This is a genomic window from Escherichia sp. 10290, from assembly GCF_030295155.1.
GTDB classification, from domain to species: domain Bacteria; phylum Pseudomonadota; class Gammaproteobacteria; order Enterobacterales; family Enterobacteriaceae; genus Escherichia; species Escherichia coli_F.
The window spans coordinates 3,203,640-3,220,964 of the sequence record NZ_AP025741.1 but is presented as its reverse complement, the minus strand read 5'-3'; the positions used below and the strand labels follow the sequence as shown (position 1 = coordinate 3,220,964).

Here is a 17,325-nt window from a genome sequence, read left to right as displayed (position 1 = left end):
AATGAGACAGGAATGTATACAAGCGGTCCAGCAGGCGGCGCAGCGCACGTTAACGGCGCGAGAAATACAGAACATTGAAGACCGCATTTATCGCAATATGCGCTCCATTGCTCGTGATGACCCTATGTCGTGGCGACAACTTTCCGAGTCAGAGCGGCTGTATCGTGCAGCACAATTGGCATCTGAAGAATTACAGCGAGAAGCGGCATTAAAGAAACGTCGTGTGGCTCTCACTATAGCTGCACGTCAGAGATTGGATAAATTTATCAATAGCTATCAAGGGGCTGATGGGAAACTTGGCGCTCTTAACCGTACTATAGCTTTTAATGCAGACGGTAAATCTAATTTCCTCTCTGTTGAATCCAGAACAAAAGCCACCCGTGATTATGCATTGAGTCAATTGCAGGAGGCATTCGAAGCAGTTGATCCTCGCTTTTTTGGTCTGTTTGAAGATGAAGCGGGCGTACGTGACCTGGTATATGAAATGCGGGGGCAAAATACTGGCAATGCTAAAGCAAGAAAAGGTGCTAAGGCGTGGAGAGAAGTTACAGAGCTGCTGCGCCGCCGGTTTAATGATGCTGGTGGGGACATTGGCTATCTCGAAAACTGGGGGATCCCTCAACATCATTCTATGGAAAAGGTTGGGGCGGTATCAAAGGATAAGTGGGTTAGCGATGTTATAGGTAAGCTGGATCGCAAATATTATATCCGAGCCGATGGACAACTGATGAACGATGCCGAGTTGTCTGCATTTCTTGGAGAGGCTTATAACACGATCGCTACTGGTGGGCTGAATAAGCTTACTGATACCGGAATGCGAATTTCCGGCGCACGTGCTAACCGTGGTAATGCATCACGACAGATACATTTCAAAGATGCAGATTCCTATCTGCAATATCAGCAACTTTATGGCGATCGCTCTCTATGGGAAATCATGGTCGGTCACCTGGAAGGTATCAGTAAAGATATTGCACTGGTGGAAACATATGGCCCAAACCCCGATCATGTTTTCCGCTCTCTTCTTGATCAGGTGAAGGCAGAAACGGCAACAGCTAACCCGAGTAAAACCGGTAAAGTCGAGCGGCTGGCGAACAACACAGAGAATCTGTACAACTTTATTTCCGGAAAGACACAGCCTGTAGCAAATCCGCACATCGCGCGATGGTCTGACAATATCCGCAACTGGCTGGTTGCCAGCAGACTCGGATCCGCGTTGCTGTCATCGTTCTCTGATCTTGGAACCATGTATCTGTCTGCGAAGGTGACCAACCTTCCAATGAACCAGTTATTCCGCAACCAGCTTGAAGCTATGGACCCAACGAACCGTACTGAGCTTGCGCGGGCGCGCCGCGCTGGTCTGGCGATGGAATCTCTACTTGGCAGCGTTAACCGCTGGGCGATGGATAATATGGGGCCGTCAGTGTCTCGTTGGGCTGCAACGGCGGTAATGCGTGCCAGTGGGCTTACAGCATGGTCAGATGCGCACAAGCGCGCCTATGGCGTAACCATGATGGGAAGCCTGGGAGAAGTAGTGTCACGGACACCAGACCTTCGTAGCCTCGATGACTCTGATTTTCGTATCCTGAAAAGCAAAGGGATTACTGACACAGACTGGAGCGTATGGAAGCTGGCGCAACAGGAGGACTGGGGGAACGGTAATAATACGATGCTGACACCGGAAAGCATTATGCGTATCCCTGATTCAGCAGTTAAACATCTTGGTGAGCCTGAACGCGTGAAATTTGAGGCAATGCGTAAACTGCTCGGTGCCGTAACTGAAGAAGTTGATATGGCTGTTATTACACCGGGAGCACGTGAGCAACTGATAACCGGTTCTGGTATTCAGCGTGGAACATGGAAAGGTGAATTAACGAGAAGTGTTTTCCTGTTTAAATCGTTCCCTATCTCGGTGGTTATGCGTCACTGGTCACGCGCTATGGGTATGCCGTCTGCTGGTGGGCGTGCGGCATATATTGCGACGTTTATTGCCAGCACGACCATTCTTGGCGCTTTGTCTCAGCAACTTAACGACCTTGCGTCTGGTCGTAATCATCGCGAGATGACAGGAGAAGATGCTGCTAAATTTTGGCTTGGTGCTCTACTGAAAGGTGGTGGTCTTGGCCTTTACGGTGACTTTTTATTGTCAGATCACACTAGGTACGGAAGCGGCGCGCTGGCGTCGATGCTTGGCCCGGTAGCTGGTCTGGTTGATGACGTAGTGAAGATTGCTCAGGGCATACCGTTAAATGCTGTGGAAGGGAAGAATGAGCAGACTGGTGGTGATCTGGTTAAGCTGGGGAAGGGGCTGATGCCAGGTGCGAATCTCTGGTACTTGAAGGCGGCTCTCGATCACATGATCTTTAACCAGATGCAGGAGTATTTTTCACCAGGCTATTTGCGTAAAATGGAGCAACGTTCGAAGAAAGAGTTTAACCAGACATACTGGTGGCGACCACAGGATGTCACTCCGCAATAAGGATGAGAAATGATTGCTTTTATTCTTGTTGTGTTTGCGCTTGTTGCACTTGGCGTTATGAACCGTAAATGTATCATTGACGATGGCGAATTTGCTGTTGCAGTTATTTTGATATTATCTGGTGTAGCAGGATACATAGGCTTGTCATAACGTGAGTGTGACATGTCACAGGCCGCTTTCGCGGCCTTTTCTTTATGTGGTTTGTTTTCGTAGTTGTTCGGCACAATAGTCGAGATGTGTTTGCAGATCCTGCATAGACATCTGTGAGCTGGTGACGTAGTTAATCAGTGCAGTCAGTTCGGCAAGTGGGCCATCGACATTAAATCCATCCTTATCGAGATCCCGGAGTAATTTCATCAAGTGCGATCCTTCCACCAGTGACCTGACGCCTCCCGGCGTGTGAATCCTTTCGGTAAATCCCTCTTCCAGTGGATAGTGATACTGCTGCATCTTATCTTCTCCATGCAATAACTGTATGTTTATACAGTATCAAATAATTTGTTTGCTATCCAGCACGTTTTGCGAATCACCTGAAAGGTAATATCTGCTCACATTAACACTCTTTCCATCCATATATGGTTTTTCAGGTAATAGAATAACCAGATATGCGGCGCAACGGGTGCTGCGACTATCTGGAGATTTAACATGACGGTCTCAACCGAAGTTGACCACAACGAATACACAGGCAATGGCGTTACGACTTCATTCCCTTATACCTTTAGGGTTTTCAAGGAATCTGATCTGGTAGTGCAGGTGGTTGACCTTGACGAAAATATCGCTGTGCTGGCTCTGGATACTGATTACACTGTCACTGGGGCTGGTGGATATAACGGCGGTAATGTAATTCTGTCGAAGGCGTTAGCTAACGGTTACCAGATTTCTATATCACGAGAGCTCCCGGTTACGCAGGAAACTGATTTGCGTAATCAGGGGAAGTTCTTTGCAGAAGTGCATGAGGATGCTTTTGATAAGCTAACGATGCTGATCCAGCAGGTTCGAAGTTGGTTTAGCTTGGCGCTGCGCAAGCCGTCATTCGTGGCAAATTATTATAACGCGCTGAACAACTATATTCGAAACCTGAAAGACCCGGTAAACCCGCAGGATGCATCCACAAAGAATTATGTGGACAGTACGGTTTTATCGAATATCGACCATACAATCCGTGTTCCTGATTCTTATATCGATCCGCTGCCACCTCTCGCTCAACTTGAAGGAAGCATAATCGGCATCGCCAACGGTAAGCCCGTTCCGTTCCCTGTGCCTTCAGGAACGGCGGCTGACGTATTCAACCAGTTGGCCAGCAGCGCTGACGGGAAAGGTGATGCGCTGATAACAGTGAAGCAGCCTTACCAGGGGGCAATTTCTCTTTCGCAGCATATAAAAAATGCACAAGCCATTAGTGTTGTTGATTTTGGAGCGACAATTGATGGAACGCTTCACCCTTTAAGCGAGATATTTTCAACACTATCAGCTGCTCAGATGGTATATCCATTTGTTTCATCTCTATCTCAATCTGTTGATTATGCTGCGCTTCAGTCCGCATGTAACACGGGAAAAACAGTGCTTATTCCAAAGGGAACTGGTTACTATAATTCAACTATTTTTCTGAAAAACTCCGTTAGGATTGTTGGAGAGGGAACTGATACAATAAATAGAGCGCAATCATTTATGTCTATTGTTGGTAATATTTCAGCCTTTGCTTTAGATCAAGGTGATTCCCTATCGACAAAAATGATTCAGATTTTTATTGATGGTCTTTATATTTTCTATGATCCAGGAACCACACCAACGAATCCTGAAAATGATGGTGGGAAAATTGCATTTAATTTCTACTCGACAATTCCAAATTCAACAATCTTGGAAATGTCTGAAATTAAAAACTGTACAGTTCATGGTGCATGGTCATGCTTTAATGATCAGACTGGCACATACTTGACAAAACTTACGAATGTGTGGGCCAGAAACTGCCATAATGGTTTTACAAAAGGAACTGGCACTACCATTCTGATGGAAAGATGTTATACATCTGGATGTATATCACCATATCAGTTTGGTTCTGTCTTTGCAGCTACAATGATTAACTGTGCCATGGATGGATCAAATATTTCGTTAAACGCAGGTTCGCTTGGTGGGGCTGGCGTTCATGTTCTTAACACACATAGTTTTAACATTATTGGTTTTGATGCGGAGGGTAACACCATCTCTACAGATGGTTATGGAGAGGCAGCACTATTCCATTTCGAAAATAGTAGTGGTGGCATTTCTGGCCTGACTGCACATCAGAACAGCATGCGAAGTGTTGCGCCAAGTGATGCTGGTGTAGTTTCCTACATCAGGGCGTCAGGTAGCAGCGATGTTAAAATTGAGTCATCAGAAGATGATTTATCTGACACCAACACAGTTGCATATACTGGGTCTGGGTATCCCATCATGCTACATGCAACTGACACAGCTAAAATAAGCGTCTTTAATAGCAGATTCAGGGCGACTACCACTGGTACCCCTGTCTTAAGTACGCTAAGTACTGGTGATGTATCATGGTATGACTGCCCTAAAAAAACAGGACTTATCGTAGATGGTTATTCACAAATAACATCTAAGGAAGGATTGCAAACATCATGCTTCTATACCAGTAAAGGCTCTACTGCTGTTGCTGAAAATACTCCGACAACACTTTTCTCTCTACCAGATTCGCAAGGTACTTACATTATTAGCGTATGGGTGGCTGGAAGCGGAGAAAATTACGCATCTACACAACTGGCAATGTATGATGGAGATAAGCTAATTCTTGTTGCGTTAAAAATAGCAGCATTTCTTAGTTTTTCAGCAACAGGGAGAATTGTAACCATTACAAGCCAGGTGGCAGGCACTTTAAACTGGACTTACACTAAAATAGGTTGATGTTATGCGTGGGGAGCAATGCTCCCCATCATCAATTAAAAAATAAATGGCTTGTCATTTTTTAATTTTTTCCCAAACTCCCTTGAGCCTTCTAGAGTGAAATGACTATTATCAAAGTAAAGATAATCACCTTTAGTAGAAAGGATGTCACAATTCATTGACTTTCCGCACTGCTCGGCAAGCGTATCTATGTATTTATACGAATGCTGGTTGCTACCAAGATAGCCTTTTATCGTATTGTTAATTTCAACTCTACTATTGTCATAATACTTTTTAGAGTATTTATTTATCCCATCAACTGTGTTTACGCCAGATTTAAAAGCAGACTTAATTATTTCCATTGGCTGTGCCGTAAACTTCATCTTAGGCCCAAATACAATAACTTCTCCTTTAGTCCTCTCCTGTATTTTGCCTATAGAGTAAAGCATCCCGAACAGATCGCCAACGCCATAATCATCATGAAGGATTATAATGTTAGCTTCAGCTATGGCTGGAGATGAGATTACGTCATTGAATATTTTTTTGCACTTTTCTACATAGGGCATGTCGTTTGGTGTATAACCAAAGTTTGAACATAAGTTTGTAGTTCTTATATAAGTTATATCACCCTTCATCCCATTTTCAGTAAGTGCATAAGTCAGATCTATGCCATGAGAATTACCGATTATTACTATTTTTTTGTCACCTGTCTTCGGTACAGGGTGAGGCTTGTCTCCATCAACCCAATACCTGTTCATTTGTTCTTTTAGCTGTTCGGACGTCATTGTGGCAAACGAAAACCTTGATGGAATTCCAGATAGCAATAGTACAGCGAAGCACAAACCAACTACACCACCTACAGGTAGCACGATTGAAGTTAATTCATTCAAGGACCTGCCGTTTTTAAATTTTGAAAGTGCCTTTCTTGAAGGGTTTTCAATTAAATAAAATGATGCGGCACCAATAAGAATTGATAAGGCAACACCTGATACTGTATAAACCATATCATCCATCTTATTCATTGACATATATACAACTATGGGCCAGTGAACCAGATATACCGAGTATGAAATTTTCCCAACCCATTGAGATAATGCATTATCAAGTAATAGGTTATCTTTACATCCAAGATAAATGACAAAGAAAGTAGAAACGACTGGTATTAAGGCAAGATACCCAGGCCACTTCATTAAGCTGTTAAGCAAGACTATCCCCGATACTGCAAAGGCTATGGCAATCCATCTAAATACAGCAGTGCGTTTTGAATTTTGTATAGTAGGAAGAAGGTAGGCAAGGCCGCCAGCCAGCATCTCCCAAGCTCTGCTTGACAGAAGATAAAATGCAGCGCCCTGATTATTATAAGAAAGATACACTGAGGCAGTAAATGATATAATTGCAAGGATGGCAACAACATACCTTATATGCTTAGCGCCCAATAGCTTTGCAATCACCATCATTATGATTGGATATACCATGTAAAACTGCCACTCTACAGAAAGCGACCATGTATGAAGAAGCCATTTCTGCTTTGATGCAGTATCAAAATAATCAATGCTATGGTAATACTCAACGTTTGAGAAAAATAAAAGGCTACTTCTTACGTGTTGAGCCAGGTATTCATATTCAGAAGGTAAAAGAATGAAGTAACCAACTATCAGAACAGCAACTGAAACTACAGTTAAAGCAGGTATAATTCTTCTTGCCCTATCAAGATAAAATCCTAACAGTGAAAAGTTTCCATTAGATATCTTTGTGTAAATTATTCCAGTCATCAGATACCCTGATATAACAAAGAATATATCTACGCCTGAAAATCCACCAGAGAACCCTTTGACTCCGAAGTGATAAAGGACAACTGCCATAACAGCAATAGCCCTAAGCCCGCCTATATCTGTTCTGTATTTTAAAGAAGACATAATCGCTATCGTTTTGAGTAAGATGCATTAATGATATCACCTTTAGGGTAATTTCGTTAAGAGTTATCCGATCAAATTTAATCCACATATGGTTTATTGTGTATGATGAACTCACCAACTAAGGGGGTTCTTTATGCACAATAAACGGTGGTCACTATGGCGCATGTGCTGACAACAGAGTCAGTAAATCAGGGGTTAAGCCTGACTGCACTGGCGTCCGTGTTCGTTGGTATACCGCCTGAGGTGGCTTTAGGTGCTCTTGCTGGTGCGGTAATTTTTGTTACCTCAGCGGTTGAGTATCCGATAAAGCGTAGGTTGCTCCTGGCGCTCCTAAGCTTCCTCTGCGGCGTTCTCTTCTATAAAGCGACAGCTTCCATTCTGATTGGCTTTGCCAGCCTGATACCAACGATTACGCAGGACTCTTTTGAGAAGGGCATTGTGTATTCCGCCGGGGCATTCGTGTCTGCAATCGTCGCTGTTCGCATTGGCATCTGGCTGTATCACCGTTCTGAAAATCCGCGCGACATGATCCCGGGGAGAAAAGACGATGACCAGTCCTGATCTGCTTCTCATCCTTAACGCCGCTATCTGCGGTGGCATTGCAATCCGAGTGCTTCTGTTCCGCCGTGACGGGTCACGTCACCGCTGGTGGGGTGGGTGGCTCGCCTATCTGCTGATCGTCGTGGCAGCCAGCGTACCTATCCGGACTTTCTACGGGTACTACGTCAGCGCCGACTGGTCAGAAGTCATCATCAAAGCCGTGTTCCTGGCTGCGCTCATCAAGACAAAAGGGAACGTGGTGCAAATTTTCAAGATAACGAGGTCCCAGCATGGACATTAACCAATTCCAGCGTGCAGCTGGCATCAGTGAGGTGCTGGCCGCGCGCTGGTACCTGCATATCACCGCAGCCATGAAAGAGTTTGGCATCGAGCAACCGCTGCACCAGGCGATGTTTATCGCGCAGGTGGGGCATGAGTCTACTGGTTTCACCCGGCTGCAGGAAAACTTCAACTACAGCGTTGCAGGGCTCGCAGGATTCGTCCGCGCCGGGCGACTTACTCAGGGTCAGGCCAACGCGCTGGGCCGCCGTGCTGGCGAGCCATCGTTACCGCTGGAGCGCCAGCGCGCGATCGCCAATCTGGCGTACAGCAAACGCATGGGGAACAATGCCCCTGGTGATGGCTGGAATTACCGTGGCCGCGGACTTATCCAGATTACCGGTTTGAATAACTATCGTGATTGCGGAAACGTCCTGAAAGTGGACCTGCTGGAGAATCCTGAACTGTTGGCGCAGGACGAATATGCGGCTCGTAGCGCGGCGTGGTTCTTCGCCAGCAAAGGATGCATGAAGTATACCGGCGATATTGCACGTGTAACTCTGATTATCAATGGTGGCCGGAACGGCATCGACGACCGGCGCGCGCGGTACATCACTGCCAGTAAGGTGCTGGCGGTATGATCTGGGCATTCGCAAAAGCATACTGGAAACAGTTGCTTATCGTGGTGATGCTTGCTGTTCTGGTCATATCGGGAATTGTTTCCTGGAATGTACACGGCAGTCGTCAGTACGATGCCGGGTATGCGCAGGCGAAGGAAGACCGCAAAGCTGAAGATGAGATAGTTCGTCAGCACTACGAACAGGAGAAATCGATCAATGAACGTGAAGCGCAGCAGAGGATCGACCAGGCGCGCAATGATGCTCTTGATGCTGCCGCTCGCGCTGGCCGGTTGCAGCAACAACTCTTTGCCATCCGTGAGCAGCTCAGGCAGTATAACGCCATTGTCGGCGCTGGGACGTCAGCCGCAGACACCGGAGTTTTGCTTGCCGACGTGCTCAGCAAATCTCTCGAGAGAAACAGACAACTGGCAGAGTATGCTGACCGGGCAGCCGAAGCCGGAAGAGTCTGCGAAAAACAATACGACACCCTGACCAGATAGCATGGCATTTTTCATGGTACTGATTTCCGGTGACGGTATATAAAACGGTACTAGAAAAATGAAGTTTTGGAAAAATGTTATCACTCAATTGGTTATGATTGTCGTAAATAATTGAGTGGGAATGATTTGATCCCTGCACTATGAATTAGCAAAACCCTCTGTTACTACAGAGGGTTTTTATACTCACGAATCATAGGATTGAAGTTACTGACATCGCTTAGTTAAACCAGCTGTCCGATTTGTTCTCTTCTGCTTTGCCCACGCTTTTCATCAGATCGCGACCGCCTTCAGTCATATTCCTGTTTGCGTCAGCTTCAGATTGCACCACATCGGTTTGCGCAGCTTTGTGCTTCAGTTCCTGATCGATAAATTCGTTTTCTCGCTTAACGCGGGCTTCTTCTTTCGCCAGCGCCAGTTTTTGTTTCTGAATCTCTAAGCTGCGTAGCTCATCTTCATAACTTTGATCGCGTTTCTTGTCCGCAGTGGCTTCGGCGTCCAGTTTATCCTGACGAGCTTTCTTATTCGCCGCTGCCGTTGCCGCTCTTTTATTAGCCGCGGCCTGGGCGTTTGCGCGACGTTGCTTCTCTTGCTGGATTTCCCTGTTGCGCTCCGCGACCCATTCGTCATGCTGCCTTTGCTCTTCATTTTTACCTTGCTGTTCCGCTTCTGCGACAGCAGAGAGTTGATCCTGCAATGATGAGGCGATAGCCGGATAGCTTAAGGAGGCTAAGATGGCGCAAAGAAAAACTTTCTTCATGACTCCTCCTGATTATTAGCTCTTTTCAGGACATTTGGTATTTGGCTGAATACGCGTTTCGTTATACGTCGTGGTAATAACAACGGCTAAACCTGTCGTAAACTGGCACTCTTTACCCACCTGGGTGGAGGTATACACTTTGGTGCCTTCCTTATACGTTAGAGAAACACCTTCCACTAAGGTTTTATCATTCACCATAGAACCTGCTGCCGCGCCAACAGCTCCGCCGCCAACTGCACCTGCCGTCGTTCCGGAATTGCTGCCAGACCCCACGTTGTGGCCGATAACACCGCCAGCGACTGCACCAATAAGCGCGCCGAAGGCTTGTGCGTTTCGTTTATTTTGGGAGTTGTCTACGGCAACTTTTGCGGGAAGAATGGAAATAATATTAACGGTTTTAGTTTCTTGTTTGGTATTCAGTTGATCGGTTTGATAAACATCGGCGGCATGATCATCAGCATTTGACTGGCATCCTGCCAGAGTGAATGACGCTAACATTGCCACAGGCAGAAGACATTTTTTAAATTTCATCACTATTCCTTGTTATACACATTACGAAAAATAAGACATTTAAGATCATCAAAAGAGGAAAGTAAATGTATTGCGTATAAAGGAATAGATTAAATTTATTAAAATTCATGTGGAAAATAATTTATAAAAATACATCATTAAAACATATGTATTAATTTTATATTTATTTCGCAGCCAAACAGGATAAACATCAGTCAGGACAAAGACGTAAAATTTAAGATGAAAGAATATCTGCCGCTTTGATAATCCCAAAGAGCAAAAGCATCCGACAGCGAGGTGCCGTTATGTTCTGTGAAAGTGGAGAAGGTAACCGCTAACGTTGTACCGGTGATTCGACGGAGAGTGTGGATTGCTGAGCTTCTTTTTTGCTCTGATGGTGCTGCCATGCACCGACGGACGAGTAGATAAAACGGCCAAAGAAGAAGATAAAGCTGATGAGCAGTACGATACGGGTCATGCGACTGTTAAATCGGTGTCGTTTTCGCATACTGGTTGCCTGACTCACAAAAGGTTCCTTGAAGTATGTCCCACGCCGTGGACGGTACTTACATTAAGGCACAACAGGACAAAATGGTCAATTCTTCGTTATGTAAAAAAGCGTCAGTGGATACATATTTTAATGTTATGGAAGTTAATTTAATTATTTACAATGATGATGTAATAATGATGAATTAACATGATAAACGTAATAATTCATTAATCAGGGTTATTTTGTTTGATATATATCAATTGGAACTTTCATATGACACTTAGAATCAATGCTCTCTATAGTGATGAATAATCATCATTCGAAGTCAGGTGGGATGCCTGTCTGAATACACCTCCTTCAGGATGTGGGGGATTCTGCTGAGCATCTATGAAACTGAATGCAACCTATATAAAAATACGTGATAAATGGTGGGGGCTTCCGCTGTTCCTGCCTTCTTTAATCTTGCCCATTTTCGCCCATATTAATACTTTCGCGCATATTTCTTCCGGTGAGGTTTTTCTCTTTTACCTGCCTTTGGCACTGATGATCAGCATGATGATGTTTTTCAGCTGGGCGGCATTGCCAGGGATCGCCTTAGGGATTTTTGTTCGCAAATATGCAGAGCTGGGTATTTACGAAACGCTCTCATTAACAGCTAATTTTATTATCATTATCATTCTCTGTTGGGGCGGTTACAGGGTCTTTACTCCCCGGCGTAACAACGTTTCACATGGTGATACCCGTTTAATTGCCCAGCGTATATTCTGGCAGATTGTATTTCCTGCAACGCTGTTTCTAATACTTTTCCAATTTGCTGCGTTTGTTGGATTACTGGCGAGCAGAGAAAATCTGGTCGGCGTCATGCCCTTTAACCTCGGGACCTTAATCAATTATCAGGCCTTGCTGGTAGGTAATCTGATTGGTGTCCCGCTGTGCTATTTCATCATTCGGGTGGTGCGAAATCCGTTTTATTTACGCAGCTATTATTCGCAATTAAAACAGCAAGTTGATGTCAAAGTCACCAAAAAAGAGTTCGCGCTCTGGCTACTGGCATTAGGTGCGTTGTTGTTGCTGTTATGCATGCCGTTAAATGAAAAAAGCACGATTTTCAGCACCAATTATACCTTGTCATTATTGCTACCCCTGATGATGTGGGGAGCCATGCGCTATGGTTATAAGTTGATTTCGCTGCTCTGGGCGGTCGTGCTGATGATTAGCATCCACAGCTATCAAAATTACATTCCCATTTATCCTGGCTATACCACGCAACTGACCATAACCTCCTCCAGTTATCTGGTATTCTCTTTTATTGTCAATTATATGGCTGTACTGGCAACCCGTCAGCGAGCGGTAGTCAGACGCATTCAGCGGCTTGCGTATGTGGACCCGGTGGTTCATCTGCCAAATGTTCGCGCCCTGAATCGCGCGTTGCGTGATGCCCCCTGGTCTGCGCTTTGTTATTTACGCATCCCCGGCATGGAAATGCTGGTTAAGAACTATGGCATCATGCTACGGATTCAATACAAGCAAAAACTTTCTCACTGGCTGTCACCATTGCTGGAACCGGGTGAAGATGTTTATCAGCTTTCGGGTAACGATCTCGCGCTGCGACTGAATACAGAAGCGCACCAGGAGCGCATTACCGCACTGGATAGCCATCTCAAGCAATTTCGTTTCTTTTGGGATGGAATGCCGATGCAACCGCAGATTGGCGTCAGTTACTGCTATGTGCGCTCGCCAGTGAATCATATCTACTTACTGCTGGGAGAGCTAAATACGGTTGCTGAACTCTCCATCGTGACCAACGCCCCGGAAAATATGCAGCGTCGCGGGGCAATGTATTTGCAACGCGAATTGAAAGATAAAGTCGCGATGATGAATCGGCTACAGCAGGCGCTGGAACACAACCATTTTTTCCTGATGGCCCAGCCGATTACCGGTATGCGTGGTGATGTCTACCATGAGATCCTTCTGCGCATGAAAGGTGATAATGATGAACTGATCAGCCCCGACAGCTTCTTGCCGGTCGCGCACGAATTTGGTTTATCGTCGAGTATCGACATGTGGGTCATTGAGCATACGCTGCAATTTATGGCTGAAAACAGAGCGAAGATGCCCGCTCACCGTTTTGCTATTAATCTGTCGCCAACCTCGGTATGTCAGGCTCGTTTTCCATTTGAAGTCAGTCAGTTGCTGGCTAAATATCAAATTGAAGCGTGGCAACTTATTTTTGAAGTCACCGAAAGTAATGCTCTGACCAATGTTAAGCAGGCGCAGATCACCTTGCAGCATCTTCAGGAATTAGGCTGCCAGATTGCGATTGATGATTTCGGAACCGGCTACGCCAGCTATGCACGGCTTAAAAATGTGAATGCCGATCTGCTTAAAATTGACGGCAGTTTTATCCGCAATATTGTGTCAAATAGTCTGGATTATCAGATAGTGGCGTCGATTTGCCACCTGGCGCGAATGAAGAAAATGCTGGTAGTGGCAGAGTACGTTGAAAACGAAGAGATCCGCGAGGCGGTGCTCTCTTTGGGGATCGATTATATGCAGGGTTATCTTATTGGTAAGCCGCAACCGTTAATTGATACGCTGAATGAAATCGAACCCATTCGCGAAAGTGCCTGAATAATGCGGGCCGACATTTCTTGTCGGCCCGCAAAGCATTAAGCGGCGATTTCTGGTGTACTTTCTTCTTCAATTTTCAACCGCCAGCCAGCCACGCCTTCCCAGTATTCTTGCTCCTTTTCCAGATCAAGCAGTACCAGCGCATTCTGACTAAACCAGTCATGCGGAAAACGCAGTGTCCAGTGACTGTCATCGGTAATCAGCGTCAATGTTGGCGGTGTGGTGGTTGCCTGACGTTGATTATTGAGTAATACGCCAAGGCGCAATAGCTGAATCAGTGGCAGGAACTGTTTCTTCTTAAACAAGGTAAAGCGCGGCAGATCGTCGAGCTTAATCGCTTTACGGTGATAGCGCACCAGCGTCGCCATCATCAACTGCTGTTCCTGATTAAAACCCGGCAAGTCGCTGTTTTGCAGAATATAAGCGGAGTGGCGATGCAAACCGCTGTGGTTGATATTCAACCCGACCTCATGCAGCATGGCGGCCCATCGCAGTAGCGCCTCCAGTTGCGGATGCGCCAGCTTCGGTTGCTGTTCCCGCCACTGTTCGTACATTTGCATAGTGGTATCCAGCACCCGTCGGGCCTGTTCACTGTCGATGTGATACTGGTTAGCGAGACTACTGGCGGTGCGACTACGCACATCCTGATGACGGAAACGTCCTTCCATTTCATACAATACGCCTTCGCGTAACGCCCCGTCAGAAAGGCGCAGTTCACGGATGGCTAAAGCATCAAACACACCGCATAAAATCGCCAGTCCAGGAACGAAGACTGTTTTCCGTTCTTCGGAAAGACCCGGTAAACTCAGCGATGCGAAATTACGGTGACGTAAAACTTCTTTTACCAGTTTTTCCAGACGTTCCGGGGTAATTATCCCGTCTTTCTCGCCCATTTCCATTAACACTTCATGGGCGGCTTTTATGGTACCGGAAGCGCCCATTGCCACGTTCCAGCCCTGAATACGGAATTGCCAGGTTAAAGTTTCCAGTTTTTGTGCTGCCGCCATGCGAGCGCGCTGAAAATTCTCTTTATTGATGACCCCGCCCGGGAAATAGAGTTGGGCAAAGCTGACACAACCCATCCGGCGGCTTTCAACGAGAATCGGTTCGAAATTTTCACCAATCACCAGTTCCGTAGATCCGCCGCCAATATCAATAACCAGTTTGCGACCTTTTTCCGGCTGGGTATGTTCCACGCCCATGAAAATCAGACGGGCTTCTTCATTACCGGAAATAATTTCAATCGGGTAGGGAATGACCTTTTCCGCGCGTTTCAAAAAGTCAGTAGCATTCAACGCCTGACGCAGCGTATGGGTGCCAACAATACAAACGCTGGCAGGCGAAAATCCCTGCAAGCGTTCAGCAAACAACGATAGGCAGTTCAATCCGCGTGTGATTGCCTCTTCACTCAACATATTATCTGGCCCCAGACCGTCTGCCAGATGGACCCGCTGTTTCAGGCGACCAATAATCTGCATAGCGCCATCCACCACACGGGCAATAACCATGTGGAAACTGTTTGAACCAAGATCGACCGCAGCAAACTCCTGCGGACGAGGGGATTTGTCGTGTATTGGCATAGGGTTATTCAGGTTGTTCGAGGGATTTGATGTAATCGTAAATCGCCAACTGCGCCCGCACTTTGCGGCGGTTACCGCGGGGAACGTAGCGATTACTAAGTTCTTTATCGATATAACGCGCTTTGACCGTATCGCTGAATAAAATGTCGATGATGTCCAGTACTCGCTGCTTCAGGCGTGGATCGAGTAGTGGCGTCGCTACTTCAATACGATAATCAATATTGCGCGTCATCCAGTCGGCGGAAGAAAGATAAACCTTTTTATCGCCGCCATTTTCAAAAATATAAACCCGGTCATGTTCAAGGTAACGGTCAACAATACTGATAGCACGGATGTTATCACTAATGCCTTCCAGATTAGGGATCAGCGAACACATGCCGCGAACCAGCAGATTCACCGGCACGCCGGAGCTGGAAGCCGCATACAGACGGTCGACCAGACCTTTATCGACAAGGTTATTTAGCTTTAGAGTGATACCGCTGGGCAGCCCCTGCTGCGCGTTGGCGATCTCGCGGTCCACCATCTCATACAACAAACGGCGGGAGTTTTGTGGTGACACCATTAAATAATCAAATGTCACCGGACGGTATGGGTTTTCAATAAAGTTGAACACACGCCGTACTTCGTTGGTAATGCGCGCATCAGCGGTCAGCAACGAGTAATCAGTATAAAGCCGCGCGGTTTTTTCGTTAAAGTTCCCGGTCCCGATGTGCGCGTAACGCACCACTTCACCGTTTTCTTTACGTGAAATCAGGAACAGCTTGGCGTGAATTTTCAGCCCCGGCGCAGAGAAGATAACGTGCACGCCTGCTTCGGTCAGGCGCTTCGCCCAGTGAATGTTGGCTTCTTCGTCGAAACGCGCCTGTAACTCAACCACCACGGTGACTTTCTTACCGTTGTGTGCGGCGTGGATCATCGAGTCGATGATGCGTGAATCTTTCGCCACGCGGTAAATGTTAATTTTAATCGCCAGTACGCTCGGGTCGAACGAAGCCTGACGCAGCAGTTCCAGTACATGCTCAAAGGTATGATAAGGATAATAGAGCAACACATCGCGTTCGCGAATAGCATCAAAACCATTGCGGAACTGGGCTTTATCAAACCAAATGTGGCGTAAACGCGGCAGTGGTTTGTTCACCAGATTGGCTTTGCCGACGTTGGGGAAATTAATAAAGTCTTTAAAATTGTGATAACGGCCGCCGGGGACGATGGAGTCGTAGCGGGAAATAGTCAGTTTTTCACGTAATACTTCAACCAGCGCATTAGGCATATCGCGCTGATAAACAAAACGCACCGGCTCAGCAGTTAAACGCTGCTTGAGACTGGAAGACATCAACTCCATCAGGCTGGCTTCCATCTCATGCACTAAATCGTATTCGGCATCGCGGGTCATCTTCATTGAATAGGCATTCAGCGCGTCATAATCAAAGAAGCCTTTGAAAATATCATCAAGGCAGTAACGCAGAATGTTATCCAGAAGAATCATCGGCTTGCGTCGACGCGGCGCTTCTGGCGGTAAATTCACAAATCGCGGCACTTTATCTGATGGGATCTCCAGCAGCGCGTAACGGATGGTATCGCCACGGATAATTTCCACCGCCAGATAGGTGTAATCATCTTTCAGGAACTGCACTAAGTCAGTGTCAGGATTGATTAAAATCGGCGTAATGTGCTGACGCAGATACTGCTTAAAATAATGACGCAGCCAGTTTTGTTGATTGACGGAGAGTTGGCGTTCATTAATCAGGAAGATCTGGTTGCGCGCCATCTCCAGCAACAGCTCGTTGTAGAGGCCGTCGAATTCCTGATCGGCTTTCAGCACCCGGGACTGAATTTTGCCCAGTAAATGGCGGGAATGAGAGTTGGAACCTTGTTCTTCGCTAATAATGATGCGTCGCTTCAGTTCAGCGAAGCGGACTTTATAGAACTCATCAAGGTTATTGGAATAGATCCCCAGGAAACGCATCCTTTCAATCAGCGGGTTAGATTTGTCCGCCGCTTCCTGAAGCACGCGTTCATTGAACGATAACCAACTGAGCTCTTTTTCGATGTATAGCTTTTCCTGACCCATTACCACTTTTACTCCGTTTTATTCACGGGACACTGCCTGGATATTATGGCGAGCAATATTGGCAGATGTCCAACT

Annotated in this window: 16 protein-coding genes; 9 read left to right on the top strand and 7 right to left on the bottom strand. The window is 46.3% G+C overall.

The window, feature by feature from the left end; translation table 11 throughout:
* Position 1: 1 nt before the first annotated feature.
* Together QUE74_RS16275 and QUE74_RS16270 are read left to right on the top strand one after the other, a co-directional pair.
* Positions 2-2,476, top strand: coding sequence for a hypothetical protein (locus tag QUE74_RS16275; RefSeq protein ID WP_001248460.1), 2,475 nt, complete (start codon positions 2-4; stop codon positions 2,474-2,476).
* Between the two features lie 9 nt (positions 2,477-2,485).
* The gene (locus QUE74_RS16270; protein ID WP_000559990.1) at positions 2,486-2,626 is read left to right on the top strand and encodes a hypothetical protein; all 141 of its coding nucleotides are present in this window, start codon (positions 2,486-2,488) and stop codon (positions 2,624-2,626) included.
* Between the two features lie 42 nt (positions 2,627-2,668).
* On the opposite strand, the gene QUE74_RS16265 is transcribed toward QUE74_RS16270, so the two are convergent.
* Entirely contained in the window at positions 2,669-2,926 is a 258-nt protein-coding gene (locus QUE74_RS16265; protein ID WP_001188262.1) for a hypothetical protein, read from the bottom strand.
* A gap of 195 nt (positions 2,927-3,121) precedes the next feature.
* Here QUE74_RS16265 and QUE74_RS16260 point away from each other — a divergent pair, with 195 nt between their 5' ends.
* Positions 3,122-5,377 carry a phage tail protein gene (locus QUE74_RS16260; RefSeq protein WP_105287320.1) on the top strand — a complete coding sequence of 752 codons (2,256 nt, stop codon included), beginning with the start codon at positions 3,122-3,124 and terminating at the stop codon, positions 5,375-5,377.
* Between the two features lie 35 nt (positions 5,378-5,412).
* On the opposite strand, the gene QUE74_RS16255 is transcribed toward QUE74_RS16260, so the two are convergent.
* Positions 5,413-7,272 carry an acyltransferase family protein gene (locus QUE74_RS16255; RefSeq protein ID WP_105287321.1) on the bottom strand — a complete coding sequence of 620 codons (1,860 nt, stop codon included), beginning with the start codon at positions 7,270-7,272 and terminating at the stop codon, positions 5,413-5,415.
* Positions 7,273-7,428: 156 nt separating this feature from the next.
* On the opposite strand from QUE74_RS16255, the gene QUE74_RS16250 reads away from it, so the two are divergent.
* Genes QUE74_RS16250 through QUE74_RS16235 form a run of 4 tightly spaced genes read left to right on the top strand, consistent with a single transcriptional unit; the run spans position 7,429 to position 9,211 of the window.
* Positions 7,429-7,833: a putative holin gene (locus QUE74_RS16250; RefSeq protein WP_000951621.1), complete on the top strand. Its 405-nt coding sequence runs from the start codon at positions 7,429-7,431 to the stop codon at positions 7,831-7,833.
* On the top strand, positions 7,820-8,113 hold the full coding sequence (locus QUE74_RS16245; protein WP_000203486.1) for a phage holin family protein: 294 nt from the start codon (positions 7,820-7,822) through the stop codon (positions 8,111-8,113). Before QUE74_RS16250 ends, QUE74_RS16245 begins: the two co-directional genes overlap by 14 nt.
* Positions 8,103-8,732 carry a glycoside hydrolase family 19 protein gene (locus QUE74_RS16240; RefSeq protein ID WP_000354068.1) on the top strand — a complete coding sequence of 210 codons (630 nt, stop codon included), beginning with the start codon at positions 8,103-8,105 and terminating at the stop codon, positions 8,730-8,732. The genes QUE74_RS16245 and QUE74_RS16240 overlap by 11 nt, the downstream gene beginning before the upstream one ends.
* Complete coding sequence (locus QUE74_RS16235; protein WP_001360874.1) at positions 8,729-9,211, top strand: DUF2514 domain-containing protein; 483 nt, start codon at positions 8,729-8,731, stop codon at positions 9,209-9,211. The genes QUE74_RS16240 and QUE74_RS16235 overlap by 4 nt, the downstream gene beginning before the upstream one ends.
* Before the next feature lie 217 nt (positions 9,212-9,428).
* Here the strand turns inward: QUE74_RS16235 and QUE74_RS16230 are convergent, their stop codons facing one another.
* The 3 genes from QUE74_RS16230 to QUE74_RS16220 all read right to left on the bottom strand — a co-directional run bounded on the left by QUE74_RS16230 (position 9,429) and on the right by QUE74_RS16220 (position 11,004).
* Positions 9,429-9,968: a DUF5384 family protein gene (locus QUE74_RS16230; RefSeq protein WP_000755178.1), complete on the bottom strand. Its 540-nt coding sequence runs from the start codon at positions 9,966-9,968 to the stop codon at positions 9,429-9,431.
* 15 nt (positions 9,969-9,983) lie between these two features.
* A complete protein-coding gene (locus tag QUE74_RS16225) occupies positions 9,984-10,502 on the bottom strand; it encodes an outer membrane lipoprotein (RefSeq protein ID WP_001295476.1) in 519 nt (172 codons plus the stop codon).
* Between the two features lie 310 nt (positions 10,503-10,812).
* Positions 10,813-11,004, bottom strand: a complete 192-nt coding sequence (locus tag QUE74_RS16220; RefSeq protein WP_000076001.1) for a YfgG family protein — start codon at positions 11,002-11,004, stop codon at positions 10,813-10,815.
* A gap of 17 nt (positions 11,005-11,021) precedes the next feature.
* On the opposite strand from QUE74_RS16220, the gene QUE74_RS16215 reads away from it, so the two are divergent.
* Both QUE74_RS16215 and pdeF read left to right on the top strand, forming a co-directional pair.
* A complete protein-coding gene (locus QUE74_RS16215) occupies positions 11,022-11,174 on the top strand; it encodes a hypothetical protein (RefSeq protein ID WP_000017552.1) in 153 nt (50 codons plus the stop codon).
* A gap of 181 nt (positions 11,175-11,355) precedes the next feature.
* Positions 11,356-13,599, top strand: coding sequence for a cyclic-guanylate-specific phosphodiesterase PdeF (gene pdeF, locus QUE74_RS16210; protein WP_000772752.1), 2,244 nt, complete (start codon positions 11,356-11,358; stop codon positions 13,597-13,599).
* A gap of 38 nt (positions 13,600-13,637) precedes the next feature.
* Here the strand turns inward: pdeF and ppx are convergent, their stop codons facing one another.
* On the bottom strand, positions 13,638-15,179 hold the full coding sequence (gene ppx / locus QUE74_RS16205; RefSeq protein WP_001121344.1) for an exopolyphosphatase: 1,542 nt from the start codon (positions 15,177-15,179) through the stop codon (positions 13,638-13,640).
* A gap of 4 nt (positions 15,180-15,183) precedes the next feature.
* Positions 15,184-17,250, bottom strand: a complete 2,067-nt coding sequence (gene ppk1 / locus QUE74_RS16200; RefSeq protein WP_000529576.1) for a polyphosphate kinase 1 — start codon at positions 17,248-17,250, stop codon at positions 15,184-15,186.
* Positions 17,251-17,325 lie beyond the last annotated feature (75 nt).

What these genes read in the sequence shown, in the direction of transcription:
- QUE74_RS16275 (WP_001248460.1), top strand. Translation starts at nt 2, where the DNA reads ATGAGACAGGAATGTATACAAGCGGTCCAGCAGGCGGCGCAGCGCACG.
- QUE74_RS16270 (WP_000559990.1), top strand. Translation starts at nt 2,486, where the DNA reads ATGATTGCTTTTATTCTTGTTGTGTTTGCGCTTGTTGCACTTGGCGTT.
- QUE74_RS16265 (WP_001188262.1), bottom strand. Translation starts at nt 2,926, where the DNA reads ATGCAGCAGTATCACTATCCACTGGAAGAGGGATTTACCGAAAGGATT.
- QUE74_RS16260 (WP_105287320.1), top strand. Translation starts at nt 3,122, where the DNA reads ATGACGGTCTCAACCGAAGTTGACCACAACGAATACACAGGCAATGGC.
- QUE74_RS16255 (WP_105287321.1), bottom strand. Translation starts at nt 7,272, where the DNA reads ATGTCTTCTTTAAAATACAGAACAGATATAGGCGGGCTTAGGGCTATT.
- QUE74_RS16250 (WP_000951621.1), top strand. Translation starts at nt 7,429, where the DNA reads ATGGCGCATGTGCTGACAACAGAGTCAGTAAATCAGGGGTTAAGCCTG.
- QUE74_RS16245 (WP_000203486.1), top strand. Translation starts at nt 7,820, where the DNA reads ATGACCAGTCCTGATCTGCTTCTCATCCTTAACGCCGCTATCTGCGGT.
- QUE74_RS16240 (WP_000354068.1), top strand. Translation starts at nt 8,103, where the DNA reads ATGGACATTAACCAATTCCAGCGTGCAGCTGGCATCAGTGAGGTGCTG.
- QUE74_RS16235 (WP_001360874.1), top strand. Translation starts at nt 8,729, where the DNA reads ATGATCTGGGCATTCGCAAAAGCATACTGGAAACAGTTGCTTATCGTG.
- QUE74_RS16230 (WP_000755178.1), bottom strand. Translation starts at nt 9,968, where the DNA reads ATGAAGAAAGTTTTTCTTTGCGCCATCTTAGCCTCCTTAAGCTATCCG.
- QUE74_RS16215 (WP_000017552.1), top strand. Translation starts at nt 11,022, where the DNA reads ATGTCCCACGCCGTGGACGGTACTTACATTAAGGCACAACAGGACAAA.
- pdeF (WP_000772752.1), top strand. Translation starts at nt 11,356, where the DNA reads ATGAAACTGAATGCAACCTATATAAAAATACGTGATAAATGGTGGGGG.
- ppx (WP_001121344.1), bottom strand. Translation starts at nt 15,179, where the DNA reads ATGCCAATACACGACAAATCCCCTCGTCCGCAGGAGTTTGCTGCGGTC.
- ppk1 (WP_000529576.1), bottom strand. Translation starts at nt 17,250, where the DNA reads ATGGGTCAGGAAAAGCTATACATCGAAAAAGAGCTCAGTTGGTTATCG.